Origin of the sequence: Anabaena sp. 90 (assembly GCF_000312705.1) — a bacterium.
In the GTDB taxonomy this organism is placed as follows: domain Bacteria; phylum Cyanobacteriota; class Cyanobacteriia; order Cyanobacteriales; family Nostocaceae; genus Dolichospermum; species Dolichospermum lemmermannii.
Window position 1 is genome coordinate 413,310 of sequence record NC_019427.1, and the last position, 22,375, is coordinate 435,684.

The following is a 22,375-nucleotide window of genomic DNA, read 5'->3' on the forward strand; positions in this document are numbered from 1 at the left end:
ATTTATCATATAATCTTACAAGTTTTTAATGGCAATCATTAAGCACATTCTGCTGGAACAAAGTATATTCAAGGATATTTGTCAAAGTTATGGCGCAGCGATATGTGCGAGTTCAAAGTCAAGAAGGGAAAATTTACTATGGGTTACTCCAGCTTTCTCAGAATGTAGAAGTGCTGGATGCTCCACCTTGGTTGGATGGTCAACCTACGGATTTAATCCTGCCATCCAATTCTTACAAGATTCTAGCCCCCTGTGCGCCTTCAAAAATTGTGGGTGTAGGCAAGAATTATGCTGATCATGCGGCGGAAATGGGAACACCTGTACCCGCTGAACCGCTAATTTTTTTCAAACCGCCTACATCTGTGATTGCGTCAGAAAGAGAAATTAAGTATCCTCATCAGTCTCAACGGGTAGACTATGAAGGAGAATTGGCTTTGGTGATTGGCGATCGCACAAGTGATTGTACCCCAGCCCAAGCCCAAAGTAAAATTTGGGGTTATACCATTGCCAATGATGTTACAGCCAGGGATTTACAAAAAAAAGACCCCCAATGGACAAGAGCCAAAGGTTTTGATACTTTTTGTCCTTTGGGACCTTGGATTGTCCGAGAATTAAACCCAGGAGCGAGATTACAGACGTTTCTGAATGATAATCCCCATCCAGTCCAATCTACTTGTATTGATCAAATGGTATTTTCCCCAGATTTTTTGGTGTCTTATATCAGTCAAGTGATGACCTTATTACCTGGGGATATAATATTAACTGGTACACCAATGGGGGTAGGAGCTTTGCAAATAGGCGATCGCATCCGTGTAGAAATTGAAGGAATTGGTCGCCTAGAAAACACAGTTGTGGAGCGTTAACTGTTAGCGTACTTGCATATGTACTGCATCGGAAATCGCGGGAATTTCCGCATACTTACCCATTAATGACTGAGCAACGGAATAAACAACTGCTGCTACTATCCCCATGAAAATGGTTGTATAAAGTGTTTGCATAGCAAATCCACTACCAGGAACTAATTTCACAATATCGGTCAAGATGCTACATAAAAAGATCACAATATCGAGAATGATGGCTTGCATCGTGTTAAAACGAATAAAATGATTAATTTTCTCGTTTCTGACCACCAACAGCCACAAAGCAAAGAAAATAATCATTCCCGCATAACGGACACCATAGTAAATTCTTAATAGTGGCAACAGGGGCAAAAATATCAGTCCTAAAAGTGGAAAATCATTCATTAAAAACTGACCGAAAGCAAATACCTCAATCAAAGGCAGTAGATAAGGTAAACAGGCAAAAATTCGATCAGGGAAAGTTGTAGACCCGCGCCAAGACATTTTGTGTTCTCCTGTGGCTAAATTTTAACAGCTATTGAGCTTAGGATAACGCAGATGCTTGACCTTGCTGACAAATCACCAAATAGAACGAAAGGCACGGAAGCCACTTGGCAATAGATGCGTGGAGGAAGTGCCAACGGCGAATTTATTCGCCGTGACATGATAGAATTAATTAGCAAGTAGGAATAACCATCAACGCCAAGAAGTGTTTTATTAAGGAGAAACCCCTGATTTATCTCGTCTCGGCATAGCCGTAGCCTGGGTAAACAAGCAATGGTAAATCATGGAGCGTTTAACATTAAAAATTGATGGACTCACAAAAGCAGCAAAAAAATCAAAAGTAAGCGCAATTGCAATACCTGTCGTACTGGTAGTTGTCTTGAGCGTCTAGGAGGATAATTGACTATCCTTTTTAAGCAGGTCTTAAAGAATCTGCGTGTCTTTAGACCGCAGAGTATCAACATTATTCTACATTGGCGACACGAAAGCCCATGACACACTCGTATTGATCTGGCTGTTGTTCCGTAAACTTACTAATTGCTTGACCACAGCGCAGTTTACCTCCACCCCAGCGAGGTTGTCCACTACCATTTGCTAGTAAACAAGACTGACAGACCTTTTCAGAGCTAAGGATTTGATTGTCCATTACAATGACTAACATCTCAACCCCTCCTTGTTCCAAATAGAGTCAGGAATGTAATCTAATGTTGGGTTACACTGTCGCTTCACCCAACCTACAAAGAATTGTAAGTTAATAAATCCACGTTCCTAACTAGATAATCTAGGTTTATTGTATCTTATATATCTTAGATTTTTGTAAGTTTGAGTACAAAATAATACATAAATTCAGGCTACCACGTTGATGAAAGTCAGTAATTCTTAAATAATGACGTTCCCAGTTCTCAAAGCTTTTCAGTCTAAATCCTATAATAAACAAGTTGCCTGATTTCTAACTTTGGTAATAGGTTTAACCGCAATCTCGATTTTCGTCAACTGCCATAAGGATAATAAACGTGACAAAAACTAATTCAGACCTGTTAAAAAACTCTGATCCTGCTATTAATGAACTAATTAACCAAGAATTACAGCGTCAACGAGACCACTTGGAATTAATTGCGAGTGAAAACTTTACCTCCGCTGCTGTATTAGCTGCTCAAGGTTCAGTATTAACCAACAAATACGCTGAAGGATTACCAGGTAAACGCTATTATGGCGGTTGTGAGTTTGTTGACGAAATTGAACAAATAGCCATTGACCGGGCTAAACAGCTATTTGGTGCGGCTCATGCCAATGTTCAACCCCATTCCGGCGCACAGGCTAATTTTGCCGTCTTCCTAACCCTGCTGCAACCAGGGGACACAATTATGGGTATGGACTTATCCCATGGAGGACACCTTACCCACGGTTCACCAGTGAACGTTTCTGGTAAATGGTTCCAAGTCCGTCATTATGGCGTAAGTAAAGAAACTGAACAATTAGACTATGACCAAATTCGTGATTTAGCTATCAAAGAACGGCCTAAACTCTTGATTTGTGGTTATTCAGCCTATCCTCGGATTATTGACTTTCAAAAGTTCCGCAGTATTGCTGATGAAGTTGGCGCGTACTTACTCGCAGATATTGCTCACATTGCTGGTTTAGTGGCGACTGGTCATCATCCCAACCCCCTGCCTTATTGTGATGTTGTCACAACTACAACTCATAAAACCTTACGTGGACCTCGCGGCGGCTTGATTTTGACTCGTGATGCAGAATTGGGTAAAAAGCTGGATAAATCAGTTTTCCCCGGTACTCAAGGTGGACCACTAGAACACGTGATTGCTGGTAAAGCTGTGGCTTTTGGTGAAGCTCTTAAACCTGAGTTTACAACCTATTCTGGACAAGTAATTGAAAATGCTCGCGCTTTGGCTACGCAATTGCAAAACAGAGGATTCAAATTAGTGTCTAATGGCACGGATAATCACTTAATGTTAGTAGATTTACGTTCTATTGCCATGACTGGGAAGAAGGGAGATCAACTAGTCAGCACTGTTAATATTACCGCCAATAAGAATACAGTTCCTTTTGATACTGAATCACCTTTTGTTACCAGTGGTTTAAGATTGGGTTCTCCCGCTATGACTACTAGGGGTTTAGGTGTGGCAGAATTTACGGAAGTTGGCAATATTATTGCTGATCGTTTACTTTCTCCAGATGCGGATACAGTCACTAAAGATTGTTTGATGCGAGTGGCGGCATTGTGCGATCGCTTCCCATTATATCCTCACTTGGAAATTCCTGTACCAGCCCTAGCTTAATAAACTTTGGATTTTGGGTTATTGATACTGATCCAAAATCCAAAATTTGGTTTTTAAACCGACTATTTTTGCTTTATTTGTTCTATCGCACTGGACAGGGTAAGTAGGTGAACACAATAAAACCAATCTGTGTAAAGAAAAGTAAAATCGCCCAAACCCTCTTCACTCTTGCCTCTTGCCTCTTGCCTTGCCATAACGACAATTTTTAATGCTAACCTACTTAGTTATTGCATTCTATCAATTGTCCGATATTGAATTGCTTCGGCTACGTGCTGGGGTTTAAGGTTTTCATCTGCTGCTAAATCTGCTATAGTTCGTGCTACTTTAAGAATGCGATCGCTTGCTCTTGCTGATAACCCTAATTTCCTAATTGCTGCTTCTAATAAAGTCCGACTAGCATCATCTAAATTACACCATTTTTGTAAATGACGACTTTGCATTTGAGCATTACATTGTAAATCTTCTTCTTTTTGAAATCGAATCATAGCCAATTCTCGTGCTTTTTTCACTCTTTCTGCTACAGATTTTGACGCTTCTCCCGTTGGTTGTTGAGTAATTTCTTCGGGTTTCAAACGATTTACTGCTACTTGCAAATCAATTCTATCCATTAATGGTCCAGACAATTTCGCCCAATATTGTTCCCGTTGTCGAGGTGAACAAGTACATCCTTGAATTGTATCACCATAATAACCGCAAGGACAGGGATTTGTACTGGCTACTAATGTAAATTGTGCCGGAAAAGTGACAGATTGTTTAGTTCTAGAAATTGTCACAAAACCATCTTCCAAAGGTTGACGCAGAAACTCTAAAACATCTCTTTTAAATTCTGTTAATTCATCTAAAAAAAGTACACCTCTGTGAGATAATGAAATTTCGCCAGGACGAGGAAAAGTACCACCACCAACTAAAGATGGACCAGATGCAGAATGGTGGGGACTTCTAAAAGGTCTTTCTCTAACTAATGAACCTCGATTTTTCAACAATCCAGCCACAGAATGAATGCGTGTTACTTCCAAAGATTCAGGAAAACTTAAAGGTGGTAAAATTCCCGATAAACGCCTTGCTAACATCGTTTTTCCGCTTCCTGGTGGTCCAACGAAAATCAAATTGTGTCCTCCCGCAGCCGCAATTTCTAAAGCCCTGCGGGCGTGCGCTTGTCCTTTGACATCTTGCAAATCTGCTAAATTTAAAGATGTTTCTTGGGTAGTTTCTACTGCTTTATTTAACTGGACAGGTTGATATTTTTTAGGGTTATTTAATAAGTCCACTACATCAGCAATATCTTTACAACCATAAACCGTTAATCCTTCAACAACAGCGGCTTCTTGGGCATTATCAACAGGAACAACTAAACCTGTAATTCCCATCTTTTTTGCAGTTGCAGCAATAGGTAAAACACCAGCAACAGGACGCAAACTACCATCTAAAGAAACTTCCCCCAAAAATAAAAAATCTCCTAACAAATCGGCGTTAACTTGTTCAGAAGCTGCTAAAATTCCCACACTAATCGGTAAATCAAACGCGGGTCCCTCTTTTCGTAAGTCTGCGGGAGTTAGGTTAATGACAATCTTTCGGATGGGAAAAGCAAAACCCGCATTTTTTAAAGTTGCTTTTACCCGTTCTTTAGATTCTTGAATTGCGGAATCTGGTAAACCTAAAATCACAATTCCCGGTAAACCACCAGAAACATCAACTTCCACACCCACTTTTACAGCGTCAATCCCGATGATAGATGCACTCCAAACTCTAGCCAGCATTTTTTATATATCAATAAACCTTGATCATATCAAAGCAGATTTGTGGGTATATTAACAATGAGTGAAATCACCCAAGAGGATTGTTAATATAATAATAGCAGCTAAAGATGCAGGTGAATTATGGTTCAAGCATTAACAAAATTATTAACCTTTGCACAATTCATCCTTGAATACGGTAACAACCCCCGCTATGAACTTGCAGACGCAGAATTGATTGATATGGAACCAACTGGACCACATGAAGCCGTGGGTGGTAAACTGGCAACCAAACTGGGTATTGCTATTACTCATGCTGAACTTCCCTGGTTTATTCCTCGCACCTGTCTAATCCGTCCTTTTGCAGAAACAGCCACAGCCCGCCGTCCTGATATTGTAGTATTAGATGAAACTGTACTTTACGATGAACCTTTTTGGGAACATGAACCAGTGATTGCTTTAGGAAAATCTATTAAGTTAGTTGTGGAAGTTGTTAGCAGTAATTGGGAAACTGATTATGCGCGTAAGGTTGAAGAATATGCTTTATTAGGAATTCCTGAATATTGGATTGTTGATTATCGGGGATTAGGTGGAGTGGTTTTTATTGGTAAACCAAAACAACCTACATTTACAGTTTGTCAACTAATTGGAGAAGATTATAGTCAGCAAAAATATCGGTTAGGAGAATTTATTAAATCTCCTCTTTTACCCTCGCTGCAACTGCGGTTAGATGATGTGATGCCACGATAATTGATTTAGAATAATTACAATTCACTTAACTCAAACGATAATGGTTCAAACTCCCACTAAACTCCTAACCTTAGATGAATTTCTCAAACAGCCAGAAACCAAACCAGCCAGCGAATTTATAGACGGTAAAATTATCCAAAAACCTATGCCTCAAGGAAAACACAGCACGGTGCAACTTGATCTCGGTGCTGATATCAATATAGCTCTCAAACCCCAGCATATCGCTCGTGCTTATTCGGAACTGCGCTGTACCTTTGGGAGTAAATCTATTGTTCCTGATATCGCAGTTTTTACTTGGGAACGTATTCCCCGTGACGAAAATGGTAAAGTATCTAATACCTTTGCACTCGCACCAGACTGGACAATTGAAATTCTTTCTCCTGATCAAAGTCAAACTAAAGTTGTTCGCAATATCCTTCATTGTCTCACTCATGGGACTGAAATGGGGTGGTTGATTGACCCAGAAGAAGAATTAGTATTTGTTTATTTTAGCAATCGTACCATTGAAGTTTTTGAAGTTGCAAGCGATCGCCTACCTGTTCCCCATTTTGCAGAGTCCTTTAAGCTAACAATTGGTCAACTTTTTAGTTGGTTAAGCGAATAGCAAAACATGAGAAATTATCTGCATTTTTACCTTTTATACTCGTGATAGTTGAGATTTGAACTTGTTATGAGAAACTTTGGAGTATGTGTTTTAGTTCCTCTAAACTTTCAACGGTGAGAATCGAGCGTTGAATTGTTTTTAGTGTCTCAAGATCAGATATTTCTGATATTTTCTGCACGAATTTTAATCCTTCATTGCCAAATTTAACTTCTAAACATAACTCAATGCTAGAGAGTCTGTCTTTTCTTTCTCCTTGTTGTTCACCTTGTTGCATTCCTTGTTGCATTCCTTGTTGCAATATTTCTTGATACCAAGGTGATTCGCGTAAAACTGTCATATCCCACCTCATAATTTCTTGAACTAAGGAACTATCTAATACAAACGTAGCAAAAAAAGCAAGAACCGTTTCTAATTGATTTAATTGTTCATCAGCTTGCAATAAACGCAATGCTTCCCGAATTATAGATTCATCTTCACCACCTTTGAGAATCGGCACAAAAGGCAGTAGAGACGGTAAAGGTTGTTCTAAGGCAATTTTAACATCTACTTCCCACAGGTTAATTACACGGTAATCTTGACGCACTTCTAAACCAGCAAGATTAGATTCATATCGCGTGGGGATTTCAGCATCACCTGTTTTGAGAATGTTAATTAGTACAGGATATGTGGGTAATTTATATTTTTCCTCAGCTAATCCTGCATAAGCTCGCATCCTTCGCGGCATTTCTGGTTTATACCGCAATTGCAATTCATTGAGAACCATAAATTTCCCATATTCTTTACTTTCAGCACGGATAAGTACATCACTTTCCCTACTAATCCATTGAAATTCAGAATTGAGAATTTCCCCAGCAACCACATCCGGGATTTGCGTTACCCATTTTACCCAATTATTGGGCGCAAGACTAATTAAGCGTTTCGTACTAACATCCGCAGGTTTGGCCATAAAACTATAAATGCACTGACTACACAATAGCTTAACTTTTTATCGCCTGTTCCAGCGATCGCTTAAAATCTTGAGCAGATGAGTAAGTAAAACTGTATGAGTCAGAACACAGAAACGATTTTCAGTAAAATCATTCGTAAAGAAATCCCCGCGAATATTGTTTATGAAGACGATTTAGCACTAGCCTTTACAGATGTTAACCCTCAAGCACCAGTTCACATCCTTATTATACCCAAAAAACCCATAGTTAGCCTAGCTACCGCAGAACCTGAAGATCAAGCACTTTTAGGACATCTATTATTAACAGTCCAGAAAGTTGCAGCACAAGCAGGACTGGAAAACGGTTATCGCGTAGTTATGAATACTGGTGTTGATGGCGGACAAACGGTCTATCATCTTCATATACATATACTAGGCGGTCGTTCTATGTCCTGGCCTCCTGGTTGAATTTTACATCTGAAATAGTCCAGAACTCTTGTGGGGTGGGCATCCTGCTCGCCCAATTATCACAATAGCTGCTGTAAATCCCATGATATCAGAAAAACTAATGACTTTCATAACTAATACCTACTTTAAATAGCTTTACAAATCGAAACATAAAGCTTAATATAAATTCATGAGGTAGAAACACCTACCAAAACATACATAACTCAAACGCAATTATAAACACATGACAACTACCTTACAACAGCGCGAAAGTGCTAACGTATGGAATCGCTTCTGCGAATGGATCACCAGCACTGACAACCGTTTATATATCGGTTGGTTCGGAGTATTAATGATCCCTACCCTCCTCGCTGCAATTACTTGCTTTGTAATTGCATTTATCGCTGCTCCTCCCGTGGACATTGACGGTATCCGCGAACCAGTTGCAGGTTCTCTACTCTACGGAAACAACATCATCTCCGGTGCAGTAGTTCCTTCCTCCAACGCTATCGGTTTACACTTCTACCCTATTTGGGAATCTGCTTCTTTAGATGAGTGGTTGTATAACGGCGGTCCTTACCAGTTAGTAGTATTCCACTTCTTGATCGGCGTATTCTGCTACCTCGGTCGTGAATGGGAACTTTCTTACCGCTTAGGAATGCGTCCTTGGATTTGCCTAGCATTCTCCGCACCTGTAGCTGCTGCTACCGCAGTATTCCTAATCTACCCAATCGGTCAAGGTTCATTCTCAGACGGTATGCCTTTAGGTATCTCTGGAACATTCAACTTCATGATCGTGTTCCAAGCTGAACACAACATCTTGATGCACCCCTTCCATATGTTAGGTGTAGCTGGTGTCTTCGGTGGTTCTTTGTTCTCTGCAATGCACGGTTCACTCGTAACTTCTTCCTTGGTTAAAGAAACAACCGAAAACGAATCACAAAACTACGGTTATAAATTCGGTCAAGAAGAAGAAACCTATAACATCGTTGCTGCTCACGGTTACTTCGGTCGCTTGATTTTCCAATACGCTTCCTTCAACAACAGCCGTCAACTACACTTCTTACTCGCTGCTTGGCCTGTAATTGGTATCTGGTTCACAGCTTTGGGTGTTAGCACAATGGCTTTCAACTTGAACGGTTTCAACTTCAACCAATCTGTCATGGATTCTCAAGGTCGTGTCATCGCTACATGGGCTGACGTAATCAACCGCGCTAACTTAGGAATGGAAGTAATGCACGAGCGTAACGCTCACAACTTCCCTCTAGACTTGGCTGCTGCTGACGTTGCTCCTGTTGCTTTAAGCGCTCCTGCAATCAACGGTTAATAAGTTTAGTTAAATAGAAAACGCTCTCCAATCATGGGGGGCGTTTTTTTGTATTCATTTTTCACATTCGCGTTTAGTCACATAATGCCGATAGCGAAACATTGCTTCTAGCTGTGTTTGCACTAACCAACCACTGATAAATTCTATTCCATCACCGCCAGGCATAGAATAAGTAATATTATCGGTTAATTTAGTTTTGCCATTTTCTTCTGTAAACTCATGACGATGTACCCAGGACTCAAAAGGTCCAGATATCTGTTCATCGGTGAACAGACGATATTCTTCATAGTCTGTGTGCCGCGCTAACCAAGTTAAGGGTAAAATACCCAAAAAAAGCCGAAATTCTGTAATTGCACCTGCTGATAGTCCTCCTTCCCGTCTGACTATTTGTACAGGTTGCCAAGGTGGGGTGAGTATTTGGAGTATGTCTGGTCTTTCGTGGAATTTCCAAACTACTTCTATTGGTGCGTTAATAATTGAGGAATGTTTAAAGTGCAACATGAACAAAGAAACCTAAAATTGAGCCTTTAGATTCAGTCTTGATAATTTTATCAGAAAATAGGCTAAAACCCCCGAATTAACCCCTAAAAATCCTTCAACTAAGTATAACGAGAGAATGCCATAAAAAGCTGATGCTGCCATTGCTAATTAAGGTATAAAAAAAATATTTTATAAACTTTTTGAATTTACTGCCTAGATATCTATTTTCTATGCCATAATGGGAGTCGAGAAGTAATTCGGTGGACCTCGTTTGTTTTTAGTATTGATAGGCTTTTCCCCTTTGGTATTTACAGACTTTTCTCCGAAATCTAAATCTCTACACTCTTATGATTTTGGAGAAAATCTATGTCAATTTATGTAGGCAACCTCTCTTATGAAGTTACCCAAGAAGGTTTGAGCGAAATTTTTAAGGAGTATGGCAAGGTAAAACGTGTTCAGCTACCTACCGACCGGGAAACTGGTAAAGTTCGCGGTTTCGGTTTCGTGGAAATGGAATCAGATGAAGAAGAAGAAAAAGCCATTGAAGCCCTTGATGGTGCTGAATGGATGGGACGTGATTTAAAAGTGAACAAAGCTAAACCCAGAGAAGAACGTAGTTCTTTTGGTGGTGGAAACCGTAGCGGCGGTGGTGGCCGTAGCGGCGGCTATGGCGGTGGCGGCGGTGGAAACCGTTACTAATATCCATAGACCAAAGCTTAACAAATATCCGCCTCTAGGATAATTAGGTTGAATAAAAGTTCAGGAATTAATACCTGAGCTTTTTTTAATGGAAAATTTTCTATAAAAATAATGATGATGTAGCACTTGCCAGCATGATTAGTCATAAAATGTTACTTTGGGAAGCGATAACTAATTTACACTTCCTGACATTTACCAATGCCTTATCTTACTGCTGCGAGGGAAATTCGTTCCTTAATTACTGAATATACCACAGCTAAAACTTTGTGGATAGATACAGAAGTTGCTGATTATAAAACTCGTAATCCAAGATTATCACTGATTCAGGTGTTAGCTAATCCTGAAGATATGACTGGTAATAGTGTTTATTTATTAGATGTTCTCGATAAATCAGATGTAATTGCTGATTTTGTGGAGAGGATTATGGTTAATGATGCTATTGAAAAAGTTTTTCATAATGCTGGTTATGACGTGAAATATTTGGGAGCTAAAAAAGCCAAAAATATTACTTGTACTTTGGAAATGGCGAAGAAAATTCCCGTCTATTTACTACCATTACCTAATTATCAATTGAAAACCCTAGCTACTAAACTTTGTAATTTTCATGATATTAATAAACAAGAGCAAACGAGCGATTGGGGAAAAAGACCATTAACTGAAGAACAAATAGAATATGCTTATCTTGATTGTATTTATTTAGCTCAAGTACATTTACGATTATTAGAATTAGAGGCAAACTTAAAGATAGATCCAATTAGGGAAGATCTAAGTTTATTGACTGCTAGATATATAGAAATTGAACAGCAACAAAAAATACTCAAATCAGAATTTGAGCATTTACAAGAACGGGTAAAACAAGCGATGTTAGTCCAGAATATTTCTGAAACATCATCTTGTAAACTTACAAGTTATGAGCGAAAAACTATCAAGACTCAGTTTCAGGAATTGGTAGATTTGGTAGAAAATCAAGGTGTTGATTTAGATTTTACAATTACTTTAACCGAAGATATTCGCAAAAATTTGGGGGTAAATTTGGAAAAATTGACTGTAAATGTTGATATAAATACTTATTGGAAAATAACGCCTAAAAATCAAGAAGGTGAGGAATACTGAGAAACTCTGTGAACTAGTTTTGAGTCTATTTCCTGATACTGGTATGGAAATTTTTCTCAAATTGCTAACAAAATTAACAGAATTATCAACGGTAGTCTAGTAATAATACAAATATAGCTATCAGGGATTTTTTTAGTATTTAGTAATATGCGGTGATTGGCTGGATAAATTTATTTATTTCCGATAACTTCAGGGAATTTTATCATTTGAATTGAATATTAATCAAAAAGCGAGAGTATTTCCTAAGTAAGTAAGCAATTTAGTGAATGATTTACTCCAGGTATAATGGCGATTTATAGTAAATTATGAAATGGCAGTTATTGAGACACAAACACAGAGAAGTAAACAGAGCATTCACTATAGCGATGGTTACTATTTTTAGCGGGATTATTTGCGTTTCTTGTAGTAATAATCAAGATGTTTTGGTGACAGAAAGAGGAGCAAGTCCCCCAAATCCACAGATAGGGAGAACCTCTAAAGCTGGGGAATTTTATGTTCAGGGACAAACTCAACATCTTAAAGGTAATTACCAAGCGGCTATTGCTGCCTATAGTAAATCAATTAGTCTGAATCCTCAATATGCACCAGCATTTAAAGGTCGGGGTTTGGTTTATTTTGATACTGGTAATAAAGAGGGAGCGATCGCGGATTATAATCAGGCATTGGGTCTAAATTCTCAGGATGCGGAAGCGTACAATAATCGTGCTAATGCTTTTGTATCTATAGGAGACTACAGAAGAGCGATTGCGGATTATAATCAAGCAATTAGTATTGCGCCTAAATATGCCGAAGTTTACAATAATCGAGGTAACGCCCGTGCAAACCAAGGTGATAAGAATGCGGCGTTAGAGGACTACACTCAAGCAATTCGGATCAATAAAGAATATGCTGTAGCTTATAATAATCGTGGTAATGCTTACGCATCAAGAGGAGAACCACAAAAAGCAATATCGGATTATAATGAAGCAGTTCGCATTAATCCTAACTTCGGTGCTGCTTTCAATAATCGAGGTAATGCCTATGCTGCAATTGGTGATAAACGGGGAGCATTAAAAGATTTACAACGGGCAGCAGCGATTTTTGATAAGGAAGGAAATAAGGATTTATATCAACAAGCGATGAAAAATATTGAGGAATTGGGGAAGTAATTCATAGTATCTTATTTAAGTATTCCCCATCAAGAGGCAAAAATCTCAAATATCTACTGAATTTCACTCTGTTTTTGGCTTATGGTTAGGTTTGGCTGTAGCCTAGTTCGTAAATAGTTGAAACTAACGATTAAATTTTTATATTAAATATCCCCGACTTGTGCTAAAAATCAGAGATATTATTTTTATGAAAATTGAAACCAAAAACATCGAAGTTACTTTAGTTAGAAGTAGGATTTTTTATCTCTTTTTCTAAAGCTTGAACTTGTTCCAGAGATAATTCCGTAACTTCAGAAATTTGTTGTAAACTCATACCAATTCGCAACAAATTTAAAGCTAACTTTTTGGTTGCTTCTGCTATTCCTTCAGCTTTACCTTTAGCTTCACCTTCTTCGAGAATTTCTTGATATATCACTGATTCTCGCATAATCTCACTCCTGAAAATCTTCCTAATTACATCTTTTTTTAACACAAGACCGGCTAAAACTGCACTAGCAGCAGCTATATTCCCCTGTATCTTTTGATCTGTAATGGCTGCTACTGCTTCTCCTACTTGGCTTAATACCATTTTAGGATCTTTTGTCTGACTTAGCACTGCAAAAGGTAATAAACCTGGAACTGTCATAAATTGGGCTGTTGGTTGTTCCCAAAGTCTAATTATCTCAAATTGATGGTAAGTGTTGTTTAATTTAAAACTATTTTCACTTACTAAGTCAGAACTTGTTTTTCGCAGATAGATGACTACTTGACGCATTTCTTTTTGAGGAAACCGACGATATATCCTAACTCGATAATCTAACATCCTAAAGGGCATATCTTCATCAGTATCGGTTTGAAATTCTGTATGTAGAACTAATTGATCTGATTGTAATAATATTAATGAATCTGCTCTAATTGGATCATTTGATAATTCCGTGGGACTAAGTTCTGTTAATTTAATTGGTGAACCTAGCAACCATGTTGCTATGTCATCTTTGTAATTTTCGGCAATGAATTTACAGATATTGTCATACATGAGAGATTGTTGAAAATAGCAAGTCTTGATATTTTACCATATCAAACTCAAAAAATATTTAGGGTTTAGCATTGCTAAACCCCTACAAAATTAACTAACTAACTGCTAATGAATTTTTACTGTAATATTCGGTTTGCGGGTAGACGCTAATAATGGTATTTCCAACTTCAAAAAATGTCCCGGCTTGTTCATGTTTAGAAAATTGCAAATGGGGATATTTAGCAGCTAATTCATCAGCAGTCATGGCTTTAGCTGATATTTTATTTGGTAAAAGTCCTGTTGCACCAATGTAAAATACCATAGGGGAAATATTTTCTTGGTAAGTTTGCTCAACATAAGCTGCTAATTTTTGGTAAGCTGTCGTCATAGCTGTAATCAAATCTTCTCCATTGACAGATTTGCCAGCGTGTTGAGCATATAATAGCAACGCTAAACGATGATTACCAACTTTATGGAGAATTTCCCCTACTTTACCATTGATATTAATTCCCAGAAAGTCGTCAAAAATGGGTTTCATCAAATCATCAACTTTAGTCAGTTTCATTCTTGCAGAAATGGCTTTTTGTCGAAAAGCAATATTTTGATTTAAACCCATTTCTAAAGTTGGTTTAGGGAAAATCTCCCCAGTTTCTTGGTCATAAACCTCATATCTTCGCGCTAAAAATTGATTAGCAGCATATAATTTACTCAAATTGAGAATATCCTGATTACCAAACTCAATTTTATAACTGATATGAGAATCAATTGTATCTGGATATTCCTGAGTTTTAGGAAAATTCAGATAGAGATTTTTTGACAAATAATGTTGTTTTAATTCCTCTACCTGATTACTCACAAATACATCTGATTGATGGCGTAAATAAGCAGACAAAATACTCATGACAACTTTAATTTCTGCTAATTGAGTAAATAACCCATCAATACTAGCAAACTTGATATTAACAGGAACTAATGGTAAATTATCTAACTGAATTATATATTCAGAATTGAAATCAAACTTGTCAGCAATAATTACACCTTTAGCTTGCAATAAATCAAATACTTTCTTGTTGCTGATTTTGATATTTAAAGCAGAAACATGAACTTTTCCATCTTTAACAATGGTATATTTATTAAAATTATCCAAATCATGAGCCAGCAAACCCGCAACTTCAGTGATATGGATATTATCTTCAGATTTCACCAGCTTAACCTTCCGGCTTATCAACATATTAATAGTAGCCGTATTGCGATTTATAGCAAATACACCCATTTGCACAAAATCACCAGCATAAACATCCTCAGTTTCTAACCAAGGAGTAATCAAATCACCATTAATATCTCTCACCCCCCTCACCCGTTTAATACCAGTTCGGTGGTAATCTTCCTTTAACTTATGTAAATTCAAAATGATATTTTGACGATATGCCGATAAAATTTGGATAAGTTCTAACAGGGAAATCTGGTGATTTAACTTCGACATAAAACCCCCTAACTTTTATTAGGTAAAAACTCAATTTTCCTCTCCCCGTCTCCCTTAGAGGTTGTTTGAAAAGTATTATATGAAACCCATAATCTCCAAAAACCTAACCCCCCTCCCCCCCTTCCCTACAAGGGAATGGGGGTTTTAAAGCCTCTCCCCTGGTAGGGGAGAGGTTTGGAGAGGGGTCTGTTTACACATTAAAAACTTTTAAAACATCCTCTTAGGGTTCACCAGTCGCCTACGGAGGGAAACCCTTCTACAGCGCTGGTTCACTGCGACTCTGCGTGAGGAAAATCCATATTTCTCTTATTATAGTACATATATACTAAAAAGTCAAATTATCTGAATGAAGACTAAAATAACAATAGCTTTACACTTCTTAATAATTAAAACAAAACAATGGCGAGAGATTTACGGGGATTCATTAAAATTCTAGAAGAAAAAGGACAATTAAAGCGAATTTCGGCTTTAGTTGACCCAGATATGGAAATTGCAGAGATTTCCAACCGAATGCTGCAAAAAGGTGGTCCAGGCTTAATCTTTGAAAACGTCAAAGGTGCATCTTTCCCCGTTGCGGTAAATTTAATGGGGACAGTGGAAAGGATATGCTGGGCTATGAACATGGAAAAACCAGAGGAGTTGGAAACCCTGGGAAAGAAGCTGAGTATGCTTCAGCAACCCAAACCACCCAAAAAGATTTCCCAAGCCATAGATTTTGGTAAAGTGCTGTTTGACGTAATCAAAGCCAAACCGGGAAGGGACTTTTTTCCCCCTTGTCAACAAGTGGTAATTGAAGGGAATGATTTAGATTTAAATAAGTTACCTTTAATACGTCCTTATCCGGGAGATGCCGGAAAGATTATTACGCTAGGATTGGTAATTACTAAGGATTGTGAGACGGGGATCCCCAATGTCGGTGTGTATCGGTTACAGCTACAATCTAATAATACGATGACCGTACACTGGCTATCGGTGCGGGGTGGGGCAAGACACTTGCGGAAAGCAGCAGAACGTGGTAAAAAGTTAGAGATTGCGATCGCTCTGGGTGTTGATCCTTTAATCATTATGGCAGCAGCCACACCCATTCCTGTAGATTTATCAGAGTGGTTATTTGCTGGATTGTATGGCGGTTCGGGAGTCAACTTAGCCAAATGTAAAACCGTAGATTTGGAAGTTCCCGCAGATTCCGAGTTTGTTTTAGAAGGGACAATTACACCGGGGGAAGTTTTACCCGATGGACCCTTTGGCGACCACATGGGATATTATGGCGGTGTGGAAGATTCGCCTTTGGTGCGGTTTCAGTGCATGACACACCGCAGAGACCCAATTTATCTTACCACATTTAGCGGTTTGCCACCGAAAGAAGAAGCCATGATGGCGATCGCTCTTAATCGGATTTACACCCCCATTTTACGGCAACAGGTCTCAGAAATAGTTGATTTTTTCCTGCCAATGGAAGCGTTAAGTTACAAAGCCGCAATTATTTCCATAGATAAAGCCTATCCTGGACAAGCACGACGAGCAGCTTTAGCGTTTTGGAGTGCGTTACCACAATTTACCTACACTAAATTTGTGATTGTCGTTGATAAAGATATCAATGTTCGTGATCCTCGTCAAGTCGTTTGGGCAATAAGTTCTAAAGTTGATCCTACCAGAGATGTATTTATTTTACCAAATACTCCCTTTGATACTTTAGATTTTGCTAGTGAGAAATTAGGGTTAGGTGGGAGAATGGGCATAGATGCCACTACAAAAATTCCTCCAGAAACAGAACATGAATGGGGTGAACCATTAAAATCAGATATTGATATAGCTGCAATGGTAGAAAGACGCTGGCAAGAATACGGTTTAGCGGATTTACAATTAGGAGAAGTTGATCCGAATTTGTTTGGTTATGATATGAAGTAATACCCACACTTTCCCTTCTCTATCAGGAGGGGAGTATTTTTTTAAAATTGAAAATTTGGAGAACATAACCATTTTATCTACAATTATAAAAGTATTTTTATGTCTTTATTGTCTATCAAAAGGATTGCTTTTACCATCCCCATCTATTCACAGGGATGGTTAATAGCTATATATTAGCCTTCAACAGTGATTTTACCAACCATGCCAGCACCACGGTGGGGTTGGCAATAAAAGGTATAATCACCAGCAGGAGCGTCAGCAGGAAAAGTGGTTGTTTGTTTTTGTCCGGGATTTAGTAATAACTTTGTATGGGATAAAGCTGTCGCTAATGCTTTGTCATGAGCGGGGTTTTTAGCAGAATCAAATACAACGTTGTGGGGAGGAACTTTGTTGTTTATCCATTCAATAGTGTCACCAGGCTTAACAGTCAACTGCTTTGGTTGAAAAGCCAACAAGCCTTTATCACTACCTAGCTTAACTGTATATGTTTCCGCAGATGCAGTGGGGGTAAATACAGCAAAGCTACCGAAAATTACAATAACTGTTAATACAGCTAGGCTTAAGCGTCGCAAAGTTGCTGCGATAGATTTCATGGTTCTCTCCTGTGGAAGTATGTTTATTTTTCTGATCTCATTTTAAATACAATCAATGCCAAATATGACAACCTGTCATATATTTATTTTTCTAAATTTCCTAAAGGTTAGTTTAAATTACCAAAATAGGGTATGCAAATATCTGCGAGAATGACTGCGCTAAAGCAAAGAGTAACGCACTAGTTTCGGTCAAATCAGAATTGCAGGTTACTAAATTTGCGTTCCTTAGAGAGAGTTAGACGTTCCATAGAACCTCTCTACAAGGGTTCTAGGAAACGCACATTTAATTTTTGGAGATATCTATTGATCTTCTAACTGACTACTGAATTCTCTCGGTGAACGTCGTTTTAACTCGACTGACTCAGTGCGGGGTAATAAGTCAAATACTTCTCTCAATTTGTCGTCTATTTCCTCAAAAGGGACTTGACCTTTTTTATTGAAAACTACCTTACCCGACTGGTCAAAAACTACAACTTGAGGCACACTTCCTCCATAATAATATCCTGGTTCTGTGGGTTGATAGGTTTTGTCAGCTAAAAGAGTATCAACGCTGATAGGAATGATTTCTGTTGCGCGGCCATAGAATGCTTGCATTTCGGAAACAACCGGCGCATATTTTTTGCAATCGCTACTGTCATCAGTGTAGAATGTCACTATCGCTGGTTTATGTTCTGCTAATGTCTGAGCTAGTGTTTCTTTGGAAGGAACTAGAGAACCATTACCAGCATAAATTACAAAAATATTGCCATCATATCGGTCATCTTTAATACCTGCTAATGCTGGCTGCATACTAATTACGAATAGACAAACAAGCAGCAATAAGCATTTTGACACTAACTGGCGACCGTTAGTAATTATTTGAGTTTGTAAAAAAAGCCACTTTATGCTATTCATTAACAGAAACCTTGTCTTTGCTACTATTTTTTGTGAGTTTGTGCTGAACTGATGTTAACTGGTTTGGATAATAATCACACCCACGCACTATTTTTTAAGATAACCTTTACTGGTGTTTTCAGAGAAAAAATTATTTGTTAGTGAGACTATACTCATTTTGATGCTATCTTTTCTAATTAGTTAAACTTACACGAAATGAAGATGAAGTTCTATAGAATAAGATTTCTGGAATAATTGACCGCAGATAAACGCAGATAAACGCAGATAAATACGGATGAAATTCTTTTTGCAATTATAGGTTATTTATAAATCATGACTGTAGGTAAGAAAATAAAAGTTATAGATAGACTCCGCTTGGGTTTTGCGGTATCAATGGCCAAAAGTGTCACGTTTTTGGTGAGGTCACTGCGTCTTGGTGCTGCTAGTGTTTTACCCGGTTCGATTGCGCGACGGATAGAACCCCGAATTTTGGAGTTATTGAGTCAGCAAGTGAAAAATGGGATAATTCTCATTGCGGGAACAAATGGGAAGACGACTACTGCTTTACTATTATGCACCATTTTAGAACGGAAGGGCTTTCGGATTGCCCATAATTCTACAGGTGCAAATCTGGAAAATGGGTTAGCAACGGCTTTGATAGATAATGCGAATCTGCTAGGAAACCTGAATGTAGATTATGCAATTTTGGAAGTTGATGAAAATATAGTTCCCAAGGTTTTAAAACCGCTACAACCTCGAATTATTCTTTGTTTAAATCTGTTCCGTGACCAGTTGGATAGATATGGGGAAGTGGATAGTATTAGTAAGCGGTGGACTAAGGTGATTGCTACTTTACCAACAACAACTGTAGTTATTCCCAATGCTGATGATCCGACTTTATCCTATTTGGGTCAACAGTTACCCCAAAAGGTTTTATTCTTTGGTTTAAATGAACCTGAAAATTATTTAGAAGCTATTCCTCATGCTGTGGATTCTATTTATTGTCCTAGCTGTGGTCATGCTTTAGATTATCAAGGGGTTTATTTGTCCCATTTGGGAGATTTTACTTGTCCTAGTTGTGGTTTTACTAAAAGTCAACCCGCATTATTAAGCCAGGAATGGTCACAAATTCTTGTGGGTTTGTACAATAAATATAATACTTTAGCCGCAGCCACAGCAGCAAAAGAATTAGGAGTTGATGAAGTTAGTATTAGAGATGGAATTAATAATTTTCAAGCTGCTTTTGGTCGTGCAGAAGATTTGGTAATTGATGGTAAACGGGTAAGAATTTTATTATCAAAAAACCCTGTAGGAACAAATGAAACTATTCGCGTCGTCACTGAAAGTACCGATAAAACTACTTTATTGGTGTTGAATGACAGAACCCCAGATGGTACTGATGTATCATGGATTTGGGATGTGGATACAGAAAAGTTAGTAGCACGGGGTGGAACGTTGATTGTCAGTGGCGATCGCGTGTATGATATGGCTTTACGTCTGCGTTATAGTCAGGAATCTCTGGACAGTGACATCAATCTGATTGTAGAGTCAAATTTGCAGCAAGCGATCGCTACTGCTCTAGAGCATACACCAGTGAATGAAACTTTACACATTCTCCCCACCTATTCAGCCATGCTAGAAGTCCGAGAAGTATTGACTGGTAGAAAAATCCTCTAATAACTAACAACTGTACGGGCGAAGCATTTGGAGAACTATTTTTGGCAATGACCGATAATTTATCTTCCAAATGCTTCGCCCCTACTGACAACTGACAACTGACAACTGACAACTTATGAAAATAGTCAAACTGATTTTGCTGGCTTTTCCTATGTTTTTAGCATCTCTGCTATTGGTAGTTAACCCAGCACACGCTTCCAAATTCAAAGCTGCACCCGCTGTCCAAATGATTGTGGTGACATCTAATCAAGCAAATTTTGATATAGCTACACCGCAAATAAATAGCATCACACATTCTGTAATACAACAAATTGGTTGCAATTGCACTAATTGTGTTCAAGCTAATTTACAGAAATTACAAGGTAAGTTACCTATGGCTGGAATTTAATAAATTAGAACAATAAATGTTTTACAAGACACAGCAAGTCTGTGTCTTTATTACTTTATATAATTATTTCTGGACTTTTTAATATATTCATCAATTACAATCAATTATGTCAGCAAAAAAACTATCTACACATTTATTGAAAACTACCATTTTAGGTTTAATGGTGGGTTTATCTGGATGTGGAAATAAACCTATTAATACAACATATAATACCACTAATAAAAATATTAATAATAATTTACCGTTTGTCGTAGCAACTAATAGCGTAATTTGCGATTTAACAAAACAAGTTGCTGGAGATACAATTAATCTGATTTGTTTAATTCCTCCTGGGATAAATCCTATAAATTATAAACCCATTCCAGAAGATAATCAAGCCATTAAAAATGCTAATTTAGTATTGTATCATGGTGATAATTTTGAACCAGGTTTAATTAAAATTATTGAAGAGATTAAAAAACCTAAATTAAAAATTGCCGTTGCTAAAACTATGGGTGTAAATTCCATCCAAATTAGAAAAAACGGTAAGCAAATTATTGAACCTCATGTTTGGCATAATCCTATTAATACTATCAAAATGGTAGAAATAATTAATAGTAGTTTAGTTAAATTAGCACCAGAAAATAAAAATATTTATAATAGAAATACCAAAAAAGTAACTAAAGAAATTAATCAAATTAATAGTTGGATTAAAAGCAGATTAGCTAGTATTCCCGATAAAAATCGGAAATTAGTGACAACAAATTCAGCCATGATTTATTATGTCAAAGCTTATGATATTCCCTATTCAGTCAATTTAGGTAATGTCAAAAATACAGGAAAATTGACAGATCCAAAAGTCATGAATTTGGTTAGAGATATTCAAAAAGCTCAAGTACCAACAATTTTTGCAGATACAAATACCAATTCTAATTTACTCGCACCTGTAGCGACAGCAGCGAAAGTAAAGGTTTCTCAAAGACCACTTTATATTGACGGACTAGGTGAAGCAGGAAGTGACGGAGAAACCTATCAGAAAATGATGACTGCTAATACAAGAATAATTGTAGAAGGATTGGGAGGAACATATTTGAAATTTGAGCCGAAAAATTCTCGAAATAAATAGCTACTGGATTTCCATAGAAACAAAATATTTGCTACTTACGTCTAATCACTAAGCTGCTGTCATAAGTAATGCTACGCTTAGTTGCCAAATCTTCACAAAGAGGGGAAACTGGTAATTATAGTTTACGCGCAACTGTTCAACCATAGTAGGTTGGGTTGACGTATGTTACCCAACATTTGTAAACGACAAAGTTCTAACTGTGTTGGGTTTGGCTATCGCTCTACCCAACCTACATTTTGACTACATTTTTACAATCAATATCAACTTTTTAATTAAGGACTCAAAAATCATGAATCTACAATCATTCTGCACCGCATTGGGATTAACAGCTTTAACATTGAGCGTACAGTTGGAGAGCCAAATTATCAAAGTTCAGGAGGTCAAACGTATTTTAATGTGCGTAATTATTTGCAAAATGCACCCGTTGTTAATGTGGAAAAATAGGCGATAAAATAGCCTAGTACCGCAGGGCGGAAGTCAAAAGTCAA

General features: G+C 37.8%; 24 protein-coding genes. 14 read left to right on the forward strand and 10 right to left on the reverse strand.

The annotated features are described in order from the left end of the window. The first annotated feature begins 89 nt into the window (after positions 1-89). Complete coding sequence (locus ANA_RS01885) at positions 90-863, forward strand: fumarylacetoacetate hydrolase family protein (RefSeq protein ID WP_015078352.1); 774 nt, start codon at positions 90-92, stop codon at positions 861-863. A gap of 3 nt (positions 864-866) precedes the next feature. Here the strand turns inward: ANA_RS01885 and ANA_RS01890 are convergent, their stop codons facing one another. Together ANA_RS01890 and ANA_RS01895 are read right to left on the reverse strand one after the other, a co-directional pair. Continuing rightward, positions 867-1,343: a Tic20 family protein gene (locus ANA_RS01890; RefSeq protein ID WP_015078353.1), complete on the reverse strand. Its 477-nt coding sequence runs from the start codon at positions 1,341-1,343 to the stop codon at positions 867-869. Positions 1,344-1,806: 463 nt separating this feature from the next. Then, a complete protein-coding gene (locus ANA_RS01895; protein WP_015078354.1) occupies positions 1,807-2,004 on the reverse strand; it encodes a hypothetical protein in 198 nt (65 codons plus the stop codon). A 352-nt stretch (positions 2,005-2,356) separates the two neighbouring features. Here ANA_RS01895 and glyA point away from each other — a divergent pair, with 352 nt between their 5' ends. Then, complete coding sequence (gene glyA / locus ANA_RS01900) at positions 2,357-3,640, forward strand: serine hydroxymethyltransferase (RefSeq protein ID WP_015078355.1); 1,284 nt, start codon at positions 2,357-2,359, stop codon at positions 3,638-3,640. A gap of 224 nt (positions 3,641-3,864) precedes the next feature. Here glyA and ANA_RS01905 read toward each other — a convergent pair whose 3' ends face one another. Beyond that, the gene (locus ANA_RS01905) at positions 3,865-5,397 is read right to left on the reverse strand and encodes a YifB family Mg chelatase-like AAA ATPase (RefSeq protein WP_015078356.1); all 1,533 of its coding nucleotides are present in this window, start codon (positions 5,395-5,397) and stop codon (positions 3,865-3,867) included. A gap of 120 nt (positions 5,398-5,517) precedes the next feature. Here ANA_RS01905 and ANA_RS01910 point away from each other — a divergent pair, with 120 nt between their 5' ends. Together ANA_RS01910 and ANA_RS01915 are read left to right on the forward strand one after the other, a co-directional pair. Next, positions 5,518-6,123 (forward strand): Uma2 family endonuclease, encoded by a 606-nt coding sequence (locus ANA_RS01910; protein ID WP_015078357.1) that lies wholly within the window; start codon positions 5,518-5,520, stop codon positions 6,121-6,123. 40 nt (positions 6,124-6,163) lie between these two features. Next, positions 6,164-6,727: a Uma2 family endonuclease gene (locus tag ANA_RS01915; RefSeq protein WP_015078358.1), complete on the forward strand. Its 564-nt coding sequence runs from the start codon at positions 6,164-6,166 to the stop codon at positions 6,725-6,727. A 64-nt stretch (positions 6,728-6,791) separates the two neighbouring features. Here the strand turns inward: ANA_RS01915 and ANA_RS01920 are convergent, their stop codons facing one another. Beyond that, the gene (locus ANA_RS01920) at positions 6,792-7,673 is read right to left on the reverse strand and encodes a hypothetical protein (RefSeq protein ID WP_015078359.1); all 882 of its coding nucleotides are present in this window, start codon (positions 7,671-7,673) and stop codon (positions 6,792-6,794) included. A 96-nt stretch (positions 7,674-7,769) separates the two neighbouring features. Here ANA_RS01920 and ANA_RS01925 point away from each other — a divergent pair, with 96 nt between their 5' ends. Beyond that, positions 7,770-8,120, forward strand: a complete 351-nt coding sequence (locus ANA_RS01925; RefSeq protein WP_015078360.1) for a histidine triad nucleotide-binding protein — start codon at positions 7,770-7,772, stop codon at positions 8,118-8,120. A gap of 223 nt (positions 8,121-8,343) precedes the next feature. After that, the gene (gene psbA / locus ANA_RS01930) at positions 8,344-9,426 is read left to right on the forward strand and encodes a photosystem II q(b) protein (RefSeq protein ID WP_015078361.1); all 1,083 of its coding nucleotides are present in this window, start codon (positions 8,344-8,346) and stop codon (positions 9,424-9,426) included. 54 nt (positions 9,427-9,480) lie between these two features. On the opposite strand, the gene ANA_RS01935 is transcribed toward psbA, so the two are convergent. Continuing rightward, positions 9,481-9,927: an SRPBCC family protein gene (locus tag ANA_RS01935; RefSeq protein WP_015078362.1), complete on the reverse strand. Its 447-nt coding sequence runs from the start codon at positions 9,925-9,927 to the stop codon at positions 9,481-9,483. A gap of 345 nt (positions 9,928-10,272) precedes the next feature. On the opposite strand from ANA_RS01935, the gene ANA_RS01940 reads away from it, so the two are divergent. From ANA_RS01940 to ANA_RS01950, 3 genes are all read left to right on the forward strand, one after another. Next, entirely contained in the window at positions 10,273-10,605 is a 333-nt protein-coding gene (locus tag ANA_RS01940; RefSeq protein ID WP_015078363.1) for an RNA recognition motif domain-containing protein, read from the forward strand. A gap of 198 nt (positions 10,606-10,803) precedes the next feature. Continuing rightward, complete coding sequence (locus ANA_RS01945) at positions 10,804-11,718, forward strand: 3'-5' exonuclease (protein WP_015078364.1); 915 nt, start codon at positions 10,804-10,806, stop codon at positions 11,716-11,718. 305 nt (positions 11,719-12,023) lie between these two features. After that, positions 12,024-12,866, forward strand: a complete 843-nt coding sequence (locus ANA_RS01950) for a tetratricopeptide repeat protein (RefSeq protein WP_015078365.1) — start codon at positions 12,024-12,026, stop codon at positions 12,864-12,866. A 220-nt stretch (positions 12,867-13,086) separates the two neighbouring features. Here the strand turns inward: ANA_RS01950 and ANA_RS01955 are convergent, their stop codons facing one another. Beyond that, positions 13,087-13,881 (reverse strand): Rpn family recombination-promoting nuclease/putative transposase, encoded by a 795-nt coding sequence (locus ANA_RS01955; RefSeq protein ID WP_015078366.1) that lies wholly within the window; start codon positions 13,879-13,881, stop codon positions 13,087-13,089. A 94-nt stretch (positions 13,882-13,975) separates the two neighbouring features. Continuing rightward, on the reverse strand, positions 13,976-15,343 hold the full coding sequence (locus ANA_RS01960; RefSeq protein WP_015078367.1) for a hypothetical protein: 1,368 nt from the start codon (positions 15,341-15,343) through the stop codon (positions 13,976-13,978). 399 nt (positions 15,344-15,742) lie between these two features. Between ANA_RS01960 and ANA_RS01965 the strand changes: the two genes are divergently transcribed. Continuing rightward, a complete protein-coding gene (locus ANA_RS01965) occupies positions 15,743-17,251 on the forward strand; it encodes a UbiD family decarboxylase (protein ID WP_015078368.1) in 1,509 nt (502 codons plus the stop codon). 173 nt (positions 17,252-17,424) lie between these two features. Here the strand turns inward: ANA_RS01965 and petE are convergent, their stop codons facing one another. Further along, complete coding sequence (gene petE / locus ANA_RS01970) at positions 17,425-17,844, reverse strand: plastocyanin (RefSeq protein WP_015078369.1); 420 nt, start codon at positions 17,842-17,844, stop codon at positions 17,425-17,427. 300 nt (positions 17,845-18,144) lie between these two features. Beyond that, the gene (locus ANA_RS01975; protein ID WP_015078370.1) at positions 18,145-18,738 is read right to left on the reverse strand and encodes a thylakoid membrane photosystem I accumulation factor; all 594 of its coding nucleotides are present in this window, start codon (positions 18,736-18,738) and stop codon (positions 18,145-18,147) included. A gap of 312 nt (positions 18,739-19,050) precedes the next feature. Between ANA_RS01975 and ANA_RS01980 the strand changes: the two genes are divergently transcribed. Continuing rightward, positions 19,051-20,394 (forward strand): Mur ligase family protein, encoded by a 1,344-nt coding sequence (locus ANA_RS01980; protein WP_015078371.1) that lies wholly within the window; start codon positions 19,051-19,053, stop codon positions 20,392-20,394. On the opposite strand, the gene ANA_RS23970 is transcribed toward ANA_RS01980, so the two are convergent. Next, positions 20,288-20,506, reverse strand: a complete 219-nt coding sequence (locus tag ANA_RS23970) for a hypothetical protein (RefSeq protein WP_083881412.1) — start codon at positions 20,504-20,506, stop codon at positions 20,288-20,290. The two genes, ANA_RS01980 and ANA_RS23970, sit on opposite strands and share 107 nt — an antisense overlap. A 3-nt stretch (positions 20,507-20,509) precedes the next feature. Between ANA_RS23970 and ANA_RS01985 the strand changes: the two genes are divergently transcribed. From ANA_RS01985 to ANA_RS26380, 3 genes are all read left to right on the forward strand, one after another. Beyond that, entirely contained in the window at positions 20,510-20,782 is a 273-nt protein-coding gene (locus ANA_RS01985; protein ID WP_015078372.1) for a hypothetical protein, read from the forward strand. A 106-nt stretch (positions 20,783-20,888) separates the two neighbouring features. Further along, positions 20,889-21,887, forward strand: a complete 999-nt coding sequence (locus ANA_RS01990; protein ID WP_015078373.1) for a metal ABC transporter solute-binding protein, Zn/Mn family — start codon at positions 20,889-20,891, stop codon at positions 21,885-21,887. Positions 21,888-22,176: 289 nt separating this feature from the next. Next, positions 22,177-22,338, forward strand: coding sequence for a hypothetical protein (locus tag ANA_RS26380; RefSeq protein WP_158310497.1), 162 nt, complete (start codon positions 22,177-22,179; stop codon positions 22,336-22,338). The last annotated feature ends 37 nt before the right edge of the window (positions 22,339-22,375 follow it).